We start from the raw sequence: 12920 nt of genomic DNA on the forward strand, positions 1-12920 counted from the left end.
GCCATGCGCTGGGCTTGCATATTGCTGCCGCAGTTGGCGCTGGATGGCGTGCTGCGCGGCCATCCCGACCCCGAAGCGCCCCTGGCGCTGGTGACCGGCACGCCACAGCGCCGCATGCTGCGTGCACTCAATCCGGCGGCCAGGGCACTGGGGTTGCGCCCTGGCCAGTCGCTCACCGCTGCGCATGTCCTGACCCGTGATTTCGCTCTGGTCGAGTACGACCCGACTGAGGTCGAGCGCTGGCAGCAGTTGCTCGCTGCCTGGGCCTATCGCTTCAGTTCCCAGGTCAGCCTGCGCTACCCGCGTTGCCTGCTGCTGGAGGTGGAATCCAGCTTCGCCCTGTTCGGTCCCTGGCCACGGTTCGAGGCACGGCTACGGCGGGAACTGGAGGCTCTAGGTTTTCGTCATCGCATCGTCGCTGCGCCCAATCCGGCGGCGGCGCGGATGCTTGCCAATGCCTACGATGGCTTGGCGGTAACGAGCCAGAATGATCTGCGCGAGGCGCTTGGGCGCATGCCGGTGGATCGCGCGGGGCTGACGCGGGAAACCGCCACCGCCTTCGCCCGCATGGGCCTGCGCAATCTGGAACAGGTGCTGGCGCTACCACGGGATACCGTGGCCCGACGCTTTCCTGTCGATGTGTTGCAGCACGTCGACACCCTGCTCGGCGAGCGTCCGCTGGCGTTGGAGTATTACCGGCCGCCGGATGAGTTCGACCTGCGCATCGAACTGAACTTCGAAGTGGAGTCCCATCAGGCACTGCTCTTCCCCCTGCGCCGCCTCACTGCCGACCTGGCTGCTTTCCTCGCCGGGCGCGACAGCGGCGTGCAGCGCTTCACGCTCTATCTGGAACACCGTGATCTCGCCGATACCCCGGTGCCGGTGGGGCTGCTCAGTGCCGAACGTGAGGCGGCCATGCTCTTCGAGCTGGCGCGTGGGCGCCTGGAGCAGTTGCAGGTGCCTGCACCGGTGCGCGCCTTCCGCCTGCAGGCACAGGACTTGCCGGCTTTCGTGCCGGAACGGCGTGAGCTGTTCGACGAGCGCCCGCAGCAATCCCTGCCCTGGGAGCAACTGCGCGAACGCCTGCGCGCACGCCTGGGGGACGAAGCGGTGCATAGCCTGGCGGCCCGTGCCGATCACCGTCCCGAATGCGCCTGGCAACTGGGCGCCGAAGCACTGCAGGCACCGCTCCTGCCCGGTCCACCGCGCCCCGGCTGGCTGCTGCGCGAGCCCGTGGCCTTGCGGGAGTCGTCCGTGCGCATTCTCGCCGGCCCCGAGCGGATCGAGTCCGGCTGGTGGGATGGTGGCGATATACGCCGCGACTACTACCTGGTGGAAACCCGCAACGGCCAGCGCGGCTGGGCCTTCCGCCTGGTGAACGGGGAGGGACCGCTGCTGCTGCAGGGTTGGTTCGCATGAGCGCCTACGCCGAGCTGCATTGCCTGTCCAACTTCAGTTTCCAGCGCGGGGCTTCCAGTGCCAGCGAGCTGTTCCAGCGCGCCAAGGATCATGGCTATGAGGCGTTGGCGATCACCGACGAGTGCACCCTGGCCGGCATCGTGCGTGCCTGGCAGGCATCCAGGGAAACCGGAGTGCCCCTGGTGATCGGCAGCGAAGTGCGCCTCGAAGGCGGGCCCAGGCTGGTGCTGCTGGTGGAAGACCTGACGGGCTACCAGCACCTCTGCCGTCTCATCACCCAGGCCCGGCGACGGGCGAAGAAGGGTGAGTACCAACTGCTGCGTGGTGACTTGGCTACACCCATGGACGGCCTGCTGGCCCTCTGGATACCCGAGCGGGAAAACGACGATTCCGAAGGCCTCTGGCTGCGCCAGTGCTTCCCCGGACGCCTGTGGCTGGCAGTGGAGCTGCACCAGGGCGCGGACGACGCCAGCCGCCTGACGGGCCTGTTGGCCCTGGCCGAGCGCCTTGGCATCCCACCCGTGGCAACCGGCGATGTGCATATGCATGCCCGAGGCCGCAGGGCCTTGCAGGATTGCATGACCGCCGTGCGCCATCACTGTACGGTGGCGGATGCCGGCTACCGGCTCTTTCCCAATGGCGAACGGCACCTGCGCCGCCGCGAGGTGCTGGCCAGCCTGTACCCGGCCCACCTGCTGGCCGAATCGGTACGCATCGCCCACCGCTGTGCTTTCAACCTCGGACAACTGAACTATCAGTATCCCCGCGAGCTGGTGCCGGAAGGTCACAGCCCGGGCAGTTGGCTGCGCAACGAAACGGAGAGAGGTTTACTCAAGCGCTGGCCGGACGGTGTGCCGCCGAAGGCGCGGGCGCTGGTGGAGAAGGAGCTCGCGCTGATCGGCGAGCTGGGTTACGAGAGCTACTTCCTCACGGTGTACGACATCGTCGAGTTCGCCCGCAGTCGGCACATTCTCTGCCAGGGGCGAGGCTCGGCGGCCAACTCGGTGGTGTGCTTCGCCCTGGGGATAACCGAGCTGGACCCCTGTGGTTTCACCGAACTCCTGTTCGAGCGCTTCATGTCCCGGGAACGCAACGAGCCGCCGGATATCGACGTCGACTTCGAGCACGAGCGCCGCGAAGAGGTCATCCAGTACCTGTTCCGCCGCTATGGCCGGGGCAGGGCGGCGCTCACCGCCGTGGTCAACACCTACCACGGTGCCGGTGCCGTGCGTGATGTAGCCAAGGCCCTCGGCCTGCCGCCGGACCAGGTCAATGCGCTGGCCGACTGCTGTGGCAGCTGGAGCGATAAGGCGCCCTCGGCGGAGCGTCTGCGCGAGGTGGGTTTCGACCCTGAGAGCCCGGTGTTGCGTCGGGTGCTGGCGCTGACCAGTGACCTGATCGGCTTTCCTCGCCACTTGTCGCAGCATCCCGGCGGCTTCGTGATTTCCGAAGCGCCGCTGGACTGCCTGGTCCCGGTGGAGAACGCCAGCATGGCCGAACGCACCGTGATCCAGTGGGACAAGGACGACCTCGACCTGGTCGGGCTGCTCAAGGTTGATGTGCTGGCGCTGGGCATGCTCAGTGCCCTGCGCCGTTGCTTCGGCCTGATCGAACACTACCGCGGCACCCGCTGGACCCTGGCCACCTTGCCCAAGGAAGACACCGCCACCTACGAGATGATCGGTCGCGCCGACACCATCGGCGTATTCCAGATCGAGTCGCGGGCACAGATGTCCATGCTGCCGCGCCTGAAGCCGAGGACCTTCTACGACCTGGTGATCCAGGTCGCCATCGTCCGGCCGGGGCCCATCCAGGGCAACATGGTCCATCCTTACTTACGCAGGCGTAATGGGTTGGAGGAGGTGAAGTACCCCTCCAGGGAACTGGTTCCTGTATTCCAGCGCACCCTGGGCGTGCCGTTGTTCCAGGAACAGGTGATGCAACTGGCCATGGTCGCCGCCGACTACAGCCCAGGCGAGGCCGACGAACTGCGTCGCAACATGGCGGCCTGGAAGCGTCACGGCGGCCTGGAGCACCACCGCCAGCGCCTGACGTCGCGAATGCGTGCCAAGGGCTATGAACAGGAGTTCATCGACCAGATCTTCGAGCAGATCAAAGGCTTCGGCAGCTATGGCTTCCCCGAATCCCACGCCGCCAGCTTCGCTCTGCTCACCTACGCCAGTTGCTGGCTGAAATGCCATGAGCCGGCTGCCTATGCCTGCGCCCTGATCAACAGCTGGCCCATGGGCTTCTACAGCCCCGATCAGGTGCTGCAGGATGCCCGTCGGCATGGCCTCGAAGTGCGTCCGGTGGATGTGCGGCATTCCCAATGGGACTGCTCCCTGGAACCCCTGGAGCAGGGGAGCGATCTGGCCATCCGCCTTGGGTTGCGCATGGTGCGAGGATTTCGTGAGGACGACGCACGACGTATCGAGGAGGCACGGCAGGCGAGTCCGTTCAGTAGCGTTGGCGACCTCATCCAGCGCGCCCGTCTGGATGCCCGCGCCCGCGAACTGCTGGCCGACTCCGGTGCCCTGCGTAGCCTGGCCGGGCACCGTCACCGGGCGCGCTGGGCGGTGTCCGGGGTGGAGGTGCAGGCGCCGCTCTTCGCCGACCTTCCGGAGCAGGAGGAAACACAGGTGCCCTTGCCGCTGCCCAGCGTGGGTGAGGACATGCTGACCGACTACGCCACGCTGGGCACCACCCTTGGGCCGCATCCGATGGCCATGCTACGCGGCGAACTGCGTAAGCGACGTTGCCGCAGCTCGCGGGAACTGCTGGCACTGGAGCACGGACGGAACGCCAGCGTTGCCGGCCTGGTGGTCGGCCGCCAGCGCCCGCAGACAGCCAGCGGGGTGATCTTCGTGACCCTGGAAGACGAGTTCGGCATGGTCAATGTGGTGGTCTGGCACGACCTGGCCGAGCGCCAGCGCCGCGTGCTGGTCGGTTCACAGCTGCTGCAAGTGGATGGCCGTCTGGAGTCGGTGGAGGGGGTGCGTCATCTCATCGCCCGGCGCCTTGGCGACCTGACGCCACTGCTCAGCGGTCTCGATGTGAGAAGCCGGGATTTCCACTAGATCGGTGCAGATCGCGACTATCTGTCGAGTGGATATCGCTTTTCATGTCCGCAATGCGCCAGGAAAACCTTCGATGGAGCGGCGAAGATCACCGTGCGATGCACGACATTTGTGGGAGCGAATTCATTCGCGAATGAATTCGCTCCCACAAGGTTGCCGTCAGGTGATTGCGGACTTGTTGTCAGTGCGGAGTAACCGGTGCGTGCTTCGCCTTGTGCCGCCGGAACGAACGGGCGGAGTGGGGCGGCGAAGGCCGGCCGTGATGGTGGTGATGGTGGGAGATTCTGAGCATGGCCCAGAGCAACGCGACCGCTGCCAGCAGCCAACCCATGATCATCAGGGCTATGAAGATTTCGGGACCCATTGCAAACCGCCTCTGGCGCCAAAGTGGAAAGCGCACGCCCTGAGTCTAGCCGCGCCATTGTGACGACCACTTGAAGCCGGCTGCCTTTGGTCGGCTGGCACGATGGAATCTGACGAGACGCCTATCCGCACTCCTGATCCATGTTGCGCTTGGCCTTCTCGGTCGGTGCATTGCGGTACTGCTCGGTCCAGAACTGGCACTTGGCGTCGTTCAGTCGGCGTTGATCCTCCAGCCGTTCCAGGCGTTCGTTGTCCGCACGCTGGGTGGCATTGTAGTTCTCTTCGTACTTCTGCAGACGCTCTTCGCCCGGGCCTGGCGGTACTGGCGCAGGTGCTGGTTGTGGTGGAGCAGGGGGCGGGGTGAAGACCTGGGCTGTCGGCGCCTCGTTATCGGCCATGTAGAGCCGGTAGCCGAGGTAGGTGGTCAGGCCGATGGCGATGAAACCGAGCCATACGCCCAAGGCGACACTGAGGGTCAGGACCAGGGGATTGAAGCTGATGCGCAGGATGCGACGTGGGCGATCCATGGAGCCTCCGAAGCGTTGGGCGGCAGGATTCAGTTTACCTCCAGCACCTCGAAGGTCTGCTGGCTATTGCCGATTGTGAGTGTCACCTCGGCGCCTTCGACCTTGCCAAGCAAGGCCTGGCCCAGCGGGGAACGAGGGCTGATCACGGTGATTTCCTCACCCGCGTCCACCACCTTCAGGCCAGCGGCCTCAGGACCGAGGAACAGCCGTTGCTCGCTACCGTCCTCCGCCGCCAGCAGCACAAGGGCGCTGAGCTGGATGCCGCGTGCCGGGTCGAAAGGGCGCAGGCTGAGGTTTTCGAACAGACCCAGCGCATGTTTGATCTCGGCGGCACGACGCGCCTGGCCGGTGGCCAGGTACGAGGCTTCCAGGCCAAGGGTGTCGTACTTGTTCTCGGCGATGTTTTCCTCGTGGGTCGCCGCCTCGTAGGCGGCCTGCGCCGCTCGCTGCAGCAGTTGCAGGTCGACGGCGAGCTTGTCGAGGATCAGGCGATGGATGCGGGTCTTGTCCATGGGCAGACGCGTTCGATGGGGAGGCCGAGCATTCTAAGAGCCTTCATGGGGTTGCGGGAAAGGGATCCGTACAAGACGTGGGCAAACTTGTGCACAGAGTTGGCGCAGAAGTACGTCCGTACCAGCTTCAGGAGGGGCTCCACAGACCCTTTTACTTGCCATTCGTCGCAGTCTGGAACGCCCGTGCAACACAGGTTCCAGGCGCTTTTCGGAGGTAAATGCCCTTTAACAGGGCGCGTGAGGTCTTGACAGCTTCAAGTTGTGCACAGTTGGGAAGCAGGCTCGCAAAACGCGCACGAAAAGCTCCGTAAGCGCTTGATTCTCAGTGGCCTGCACGTAACTACATGAAAAATAAGGAATTTTATAATTGGTGAAAAAATCGTCAGTTTGAGCGCAGGCCACGATCCATGAGCACTTGGTGACGTTTCGAGCATCTTCTTCACAGAGTTATCCACAGGTTCTGTGGATTGTCCCGAGCACTTGCTCTAGAACGCGACCTGCGGCAATTGCAAGACTTTACCTGTCAAAAAAAAGGAGTAGAGTTGCGCGCCTTTCCGGCTACCTGCCCCGTTTCATGAAGTATCGCGTCCCCGCCCAGTCCGTTGCCAACCCGCAAACCCTGCCGACCCGAGTCGCTCTCTGGCTGCTGGACAACCCGCGCCTGGGCCAGGCACCAAGCGTGAAGCGCATCGCCGGCAACCTGCTCAAGCAACCGGCGCGAGAAGGCGTGGTCGCGGCACAAAGCCGCCTGGGGCAAATGCTCTGCCGCGATTGCGGCAACCAGCGTGACCGCCGCATCGGCCTGGACATGCTGCGCCAGGCCGCCCGCGCCGGCGACCGTCGTGCGCAACTCGAACTGGGTCGCCTGTGCAGCCAGCCGCGCATCAACGAGCCGGAACAGGCCCGGCACTGGCTGGAACAGGCCGCCGCCCAGGGTTCCCACGAAGCCGAACGTCTGCTCAACGGACTCTCGCTGCAATCCTGATCGCGCCGCGCGCCGCTGGGTATACTCCCGGCATTCCAGCGCGGAGCCGCTCATGCCCCTAGATATCCCCAACCTGTTGATCGGCCTGCTGGCCGCCGCCGTACCCCTGCTGGGCCTGGCCTGGCAACAGCAGCGCAAACTCACCACCCTGCAAACCGAACAGACCCTGCTCGAAGAGCGCCTGGCCAATGCCCAGCTGGCCCAGGATGGCCTGGCCGTGCAACTGGACGACAGCCGCGACGAGAACCGCGAACTCAGCCAGCTCAATGCCGCCCAGCAGGCCGAGCTGGCCGCCCTGCGACGTGAGGCCGAATTGCTCGGCGTGGAACGCCAGAGTGCCCGCGAAGCCTTGCTGGCCTGGAACCAGGAACGCGAGCGCAAGGATGCCGAACTGCGTCGCCTGGACACCGACCGTGCTGGCCTGGAAGCCGAACTGCGCGAGCAGCGCGAGGCGCACGAACAGCGCCTTGGCGACTTGCAGGCAGCCCGTGATGATCTGCGTGCGCAATTCGCGGAACTGGCCGGGAAGATCTTCGACGAGCGCGAGCAGCGTTTCGCCGAAACCAGCCAGCAGCGCCTCGGCCAGTTGCTCGACCCGCTCAAGGAGCGCATCCAGGCCTTCGAGAAGCGGGTAGAGGAAAGCTATCAACAGGAAGCGCGCGAGCGTTTCTCCCTCGGCAAGGAACTGGAGCGCCTGCAACAGCTCAACCAGCGCCTGGGCGACGAAGCCACCAACCTCACTCGTGCCCTGAAGGGCCAGAAGACCCAGGGCAACTGGGGCGAGCTTGTGCTGGAACGGGTACTGGAACACGCCGGTCTGGAAAAGGGGCGGGAATACCAGACCCAGGTCAGCCTGAAGAGCGCCGAGGGCGAACGCTTCCAGCCCGACGTGCTGATCCAGCTTCCCGGGGACAAGCAGGTGGTGGTGGACGCCAAGGTCAGCCTCACTGCCTATCAGACGCTGATCGCCGCCGATGATGAGGCCACCCGCAGCCAGGCCCTGAAGCAGCATGTACTGTCCCTGCGCAGTCACCTGAAAGGTCTGTCGGTGAAGGACTACCAGCGTCTGGAAGGGCTACACAGCCTGGATTTCGTATTGCTCTTCGTGCCCATTGAGGCTGCCTTCGCCGCGGCTCTCCAGGCCGACCCGGGCCTGTTCCAGGAAGCCTTCGAGCAGCACATCGTGATCGTCAGCCCAACCACTCTGTTGGCTACCCTGCGGGTGATCGACAGCCTGTGGCGCCAGGAACGGCAGAGCCAGAACGCCCGCGAGATCGCCGAACGCGCCGGTGCGCTCTATGACAAGTTCGTCGCCTTCGTCCAGGACCTGGACGAGATGGGCAGCCGCCTGCAACAACTCGACAAGGCCTACGCCAACGCGCGCAACAAGCTGGTGGAAGGTCGCGGCAACCTGATCAGCCGTGTGGAAAACCTCAAGCTCCTGGGCGCTCGTGCGAGCAAGAGTATTCCCAATGACCTGCTCGAGCGGGCAGCCGGTTTGCCGCTGCTGGATGAGCAGATAGAGGGTTGAGGTCCCGCAGGTTGAGCCCGATCGCTGGGCATCGCACGCTCGGCACCAACCTACGGCAGCCCTGCGGGCCGCATCGCGAATGAATTCGCTCCTACAGGATGATCACCCGGCCAGAGGCATGCGCGTGCAGCCCCCTCTCCCTCTAGGAGAGGGTTGGGGTGAGGGCGATTACTCACAGCCGCTGTGCCACTCGCATCGCGAATGAATTGGTCCCTATAGTTCAGCCCGCCTCCGCCGCCGCACGTTGTGCGGCCGGTGAACTGGCCAGGTAATCCAGCGCCACTTGCAGGTCACCTTCGGTACGGGGGTGGAAGTCCGGCCTGAAGTACCGCAATACCGCCACGCCAATGCTACCCATCGGCGGAAGCATGTCGCGCTTGCCCAGGGCATGCCACAAGCGCAGGAAGCCACGGTGGTTGCGAGTGGCCGGGTCCTGGCGCATCAACGTGCGCATGGAGCGGCTGAACAGGAAGATCAGCGCGCCGCTGGCCACCAGCATGTAGAACCAGCGCATCAGCAGGCTGCCCTTGAGATGCACGTGCAGGTCGTGAGCCACGCAGCGGTGTTCCACTTCCTCGGCACCATGCCAGCGCAACAGGTCGAGCATGACCGGGTCGGCATCGTCCAGGCTCCGAGTGGTGATGATCCAGTTGCCCAGCACACAGGTGAAATGCTCCACAGCGGCGATCAGTCCGACCCTCTGGCGCAACCACCAGGGTTGCAGCCAGCGGGTGATGGCGCTTTCGCCCAATGGGTAGTCGCACAGCACTTTCTCGAACAGCCAGTAGATGCCTCGGGTGAACGGCGAGGGATCGATGCCATGGCGTTCCAGATAAGGCGCCAGCGCACTGTCATGGGCGCGGGCGTGCTGCGCTTCCTGGCGCACGAACCCGCGCACGTCCTCGCGCAGGTGCTCATCGGTGATCAGTGGCAAGGCCTTGTTGTACACCCGGCAAAACCAGAACTCTCCCGCCGGCAGAATCAGGTGCAGGGTATTCATGATGTGCGAGGCCTCCGGCTCGCCCGGCACCCAGTGCAGCGGCGTGTCGGCGAAGTCGAAGCGCACCTTGCGCTGTTCGAGGCGGTGATGCTGTTGGTTCACGGGAGGTTCCTCAGACGGGCAGACCCAGCCGCACGACGCGGCTGGCGTCATCACTTTCCAGGTGGCTGACGAATTCACGGAGCCAACCCGCCAGGCGCGCGGGATCGGCCATCAGTTGCCAGTGCCCGGCGGCCACTTCGCGGCGCCACAGGCGTGGAGCCCAATGCTGCAGGTCCTGGAAAAGCTGCGGACGTACGAAACGGTCGCGTGTAGGGACGATCAGCTGTACCGGCACATCGGTGCGACGCAGGCGCGGACGGAACAGGCTGGTGATGAAGTTGGCGCGGTAGAGCTTGACCCCGTGCTGGCCATCGGATGCCTGAGTCGGGTTGGGACGCGCTTCGCGTACCCCTTCCATCCGCTGCAGCAGGGCCGGCCAGGCGCGTGCAAGTCCGGCGCGCCAGAGCAGCTCCGGCACCAGCGGAATGTGGAAGAAACCGATGTACCAGGAACTGACCAACTGCCCGAGCACGCGGCCGAGCGCACTCACGCGCTTCTCTTTCAGGCGGGCGCGCATCCAGTGGCCCACATGGTCGAGGCAGGGGCCGGAGATCGTCGTGTAGGAGGCCAGCAGCGGCTGGATTCGGGGTTCGGTGACCGCTTCCCATGACTGGATCGAGCCCCAGTCATGTGCCACCAGATGCACCGGGCGATCCGGGCTGGCGGCCCTGACTACCGCTTCCAGGTCATTGGCCAGCCTGGCCAGGCGGTAATCGTGGGTCTTGCGAGGGATGTCCGAGGCGCCGGCGCCGCGCACGTCATAGGCGATGATCTGGTGGTCTGCAGCCAGCTCGCGGATCAGCGGCAGCCAAACGGCGTGATTGTCCGGGTAGCCATGTACCAGTAGCAGAGTCGGGCCGTTAGCGTTGCCCCAGCGGTAAGCGGCCAGTTCGACGCCATCTCCCATTACGGCAAAGCGTTGGGGCTCCAGCAGGGGGGCGTTCATGCGCTCACCTGCCTGTGCTGCTGGAAGGGCTCGGCGCGGTCTTGGGTAATGGGGGTTGGCATGTGGATCTCCGTGTCGTGACTGTTACATCACTCGATGTCACAGTCATTCTTGAACAGGAAATCCGGCCCTGGCCATATCTTCGCCGTACTCGCCGAAACGGCTGTTACCGCGTTACCTGACGCTGTAAAGCCCCGGATCAGAGCGGTTCCGAATGGTTCCAGGCGCTACACGGTGCAGCGTGGCATGACAAGTCCAGCCAATGGTTGGGCCATTCCGGGCGCTGTTGTTGGTGGAAGAGAGGCGGCGATATGATCCGGCCCATGAAAAATATCCCCTCTTTTCTGGCCAGGCTCCTCACCCAGTCCGCCGAGGCCAATGGCGCGCCAGACGCCGAGTACACGGTGGATGAGCTGGCCGCCGAGGCCGGCACCACTGTGCGCAATCTGCGCGCCTATCAGGATCGCGGCCTGCTGCCGTCGCCGGAGCGCCGCGGTCGGGTGGGCATCTACAACGGCGAGCATCTGGCGCGGTTGAGGCTGATTGGCCAGTTGCTGGAGCGCGGCTACAGCATCGCCAGCATCCGCGAACTGCTGGACGCCTGGGAGCAGGGCCGGGATCTCGCCCACGTGCTGGGGCTGGAGCAGGCCATCGTCGGCGCCTGGAACCTGGTGGAGCCAACGCGACTGGGATTCGACGAAGTGCAGGCGCTGTTCGGTGCCGACCTCACCGACGACAACATGGACCGCGCCCGCGAATTGGGCCTGATCGAGTTCGCCGGTGACCACTTGCGGGTGCTCAACCCACGAGTATTCGGCGCTGGCGTGCAGCTCTACCGCTCCGGTATTCCGCTGGATGTACTGCTGGATCAGTTCGCCGCCATCCGCCGCCAGGTGGAGCCGGTATCGGCCGGCATCGTGCGGATGATCGTCGAGCATCTGGTCAACCCGCTGCTTTCCACCAGCCTGCCCCATGTCAGCGAACTGGACGACCTCAATCGGCAGCTGCTGGCATTGCGTCCGCTGGTGGAACAGGTGGTGGACAGCGAGCTGGCGAGAGGGCTGCAACTCTCGGCCAATCAGGAGTTGGGCGAGCGGGTCGGCGAGCTGTTGAAGGGGTTCCTGAAGCGGTGAATCCCTAGAACATCAGCAAGGCCACCGTACCCGCCAACAGGCCTCCACCGATAAAGGGAAAGGTGCGCAGCGCCAATGCCTTGCCGCCGATCACCGCAATCAATCCGGCCTTTACCAGGCTGTTGCTCAGCACGGCCAGGAAAATGCCGCGCACGGCGACCTCCGCCCCCAGCTCCCGGTTGGCGCCTCGCGCCAGGGATAGAGTGATGGCATCCACGTCAGTCAGGCCCGAGAGCAGCGAGACCAGGTAGACGCCTACATCGCCCAGGTAGCGGCGTGCCGCTTCCACCAGGAACAGGATCAGCGCCAGCAGCGCGGCGAAGCGCAGGGCAGGGCCCAGCTCGAAGGGGTTTTTCAAAGGTGGTTCGGCATTGGGGGATTCGGCATTGGCCGCCATTCTCCAGAAGAAGAAGGCGCCGGCCGCATAGACCAGTGCGGCCAGCCCCAGCGGCCAGGCCAGATGGATCAACAAGGCGGAGTTCACCACGCCGACTTCCAGCAGGACGCGGGGAAACATCAACGCTGACGTGGCCAGCAGCCCCGCGGCCAGCAACGGACGTAGGGCGCGATGCTCCTGCAGATGGGAGAGGGTAATGGTCATGGCGGTGGATGACACGGTGCCACCCAGCAGGGCGGTCAGCAGCAAACCACGCTGCGTCCCCACCAGGCGGATGGCGAAGTAGGCAGCAAAGCCCAGAGCTGCGATCAGCACCACCATCCACCAGGTGGCATAGGGGTTGAACACTTCCCAGGGACCGTAGCCCTTGTTCGGCAGGATCGGCAGCATCACCACCGAGATGAACAGCAGCTTCAGAGCTGCCGAGAGTTCCGCCTCCTGCAGACGAAAGAGCGCTTTGTGCAACTCATCCTTGAGGCTCAGCAGTAGCGCAACGACCACCGCCCCGGACGCGGATAGCGTGTGATAGCCAGCCACTGCCAGGCTGCCGAGAAGAAAGGTGATGAGCAGGGTCAATTCGCTGGAGAGTCCCAGGTCGCCCACATAGACGAGTTCGCCGAAGTACGAGGCGATCACCAGCACCGCGAAGCAGACGAAGATCGCTACCCAGACTGCGGTGCCGAACTGTTCGCCGAGGAAGGCGGCGAACCCGCCGAGCAGACCCGTGAGACCGAAGGAGCGGATGCCCGCGACCAGCCGTAGCGCCTCCTTGTTGCGCTCACGCCAGCCGCGTTCCGCGCCTATCAACAGGCCGACGGCGAGGGCACTGGCGAAATCGAGCAGGACTTCCGTGGCGTCAGGCATGGCGCTTCCTTTCGGTGGGAATGGAAGCAGTCTAGACGGCGGAAAATCCTTGAGGAGCATCCAT

General features: G+C 64.6%; 10 protein-coding genes. 5 read left to right on the forward strand and 5 right to left on the reverse strand.

Annotation, left to right across the window (positions count from 1 at the left end):
- The first annotated feature begins 3 nt into the window (after positions 1-3).
- Both D6Z43_RS26745 and D6Z43_RS26750 read left to right on the forward strand, forming a co-directional pair.
- Positions 4-1419 (forward strand): DNA polymerase Y family protein, encoded by a 1416-nt coding sequence (locus tag D6Z43_RS26745; protein WP_120654989.1) that lies wholly within the window; start codon positions 4-6, stop codon positions 1417-1419.
- Complete coding sequence (locus D6Z43_RS26750) at positions 1416-4496, forward strand: error-prone DNA polymerase (RefSeq protein WP_120654990.1); 3081 nt, start codon at positions 1416-1418, stop codon at positions 4494-4496. Before D6Z43_RS26745 ends, D6Z43_RS26750 begins: the two co-directional genes overlap by 4 nt.
- A 485-nt stretch (positions 4497-4981) precedes the next feature.
- Here D6Z43_RS26750 and D6Z43_RS26760 read toward each other — a convergent pair whose 3' ends face one another.
- Together D6Z43_RS26760 and D6Z43_RS26765 are read right to left on the reverse strand one after the other, a co-directional pair.
- Complete coding sequence (locus D6Z43_RS26760; protein ID WP_120654992.1) at positions 4982-5386, reverse strand: hypothetical protein; 405 nt, start codon at positions 5384-5386, stop codon at positions 4982-4984.
- Positions 5387-5415: 29 nt separating this feature from the next.
- Complete coding sequence (locus tag D6Z43_RS26765; protein ID WP_120654993.1) at positions 5416-5898, reverse strand: GreA/GreB family elongation factor; 483 nt, start codon at positions 5896-5898, stop codon at positions 5416-5418.
- 574 nt (positions 5899-6472) lie between these two features.
- Between D6Z43_RS26765 and D6Z43_RS26770 the strand changes: the two genes are divergently transcribed.
- Both D6Z43_RS26770 and rmuC read left to right on the forward strand, forming a co-directional pair.
- Complete coding sequence (locus D6Z43_RS26770; RefSeq protein WP_120654994.1) at positions 6473-6883, forward strand: tetratricopeptide repeat protein; 411 nt, start codon at positions 6473-6475, stop codon at positions 6881-6883.
- A gap of 166 nt (positions 6884-7049) precedes the next feature.
- The gene (rmuC, locus tag D6Z43_RS26775) at positions 7050-8414 is read left to right on the forward strand and encodes a DNA recombination protein RmuC (protein WP_162945916.1); all 1365 of its coding nucleotides are present in this window, start codon (positions 7050-7052) and stop codon (positions 8412-8414) included.
- A 220-nt stretch (positions 8415-8634) separates the two neighbouring features.
- Here rmuC and D6Z43_RS26780 read toward each other — a convergent pair whose 3' ends face one another.
- Positions 8635-9516, reverse strand: a complete 882-nt coding sequence (locus D6Z43_RS26780) for a metal-dependent hydrolase (protein WP_120654996.1) — start codon at positions 9514-9516, stop codon at positions 8635-8637.
- A 10-nt stretch (positions 9517-9526) separates the two neighbouring features.
- Positions 9527-10462: an alpha/beta fold hydrolase gene (locus D6Z43_RS26785; protein WP_120654997.1), complete on the reverse strand. Its 936-nt coding sequence runs from the start codon at positions 10460-10462 to the stop codon at positions 9527-9529.
- Positions 10463-10785: 323 nt separating this feature from the next.
- Between D6Z43_RS26785 and D6Z43_RS26790 the strand changes: the two genes are divergently transcribed.
- Positions 10786-11595 (forward strand): MerR family transcriptional regulator, encoded by an 810-nt coding sequence (locus tag D6Z43_RS26790; RefSeq protein WP_120655377.1) that lies wholly within the window; start codon positions 10786-10788, stop codon positions 11593-11595.
- Between the two features lie 4 nt (positions 11596-11599).
- On the opposite strand, the gene D6Z43_RS26795 is transcribed toward D6Z43_RS26790, so the two are convergent.
- The gene (locus D6Z43_RS26795; RefSeq protein ID WP_120654998.1) at positions 11600-12856 is read right to left on the reverse strand and encodes an MgtC/SapB family protein; all 1257 of its coding nucleotides are present in this window, start codon (positions 12854-12856) and stop codon (positions 11600-11602) included.
- Positions 12857-12920 lie beyond the last annotated feature (64 nt).

Source organism: Pseudomonas sp. DY-1, assembly GCF_003626975.1.
In the GTDB taxonomy this organism is placed as follows: Bacteria; Pseudomonadota; Gammaproteobacteria; order Pseudomonadales; family Pseudomonadaceae; genus Metapseudomonas.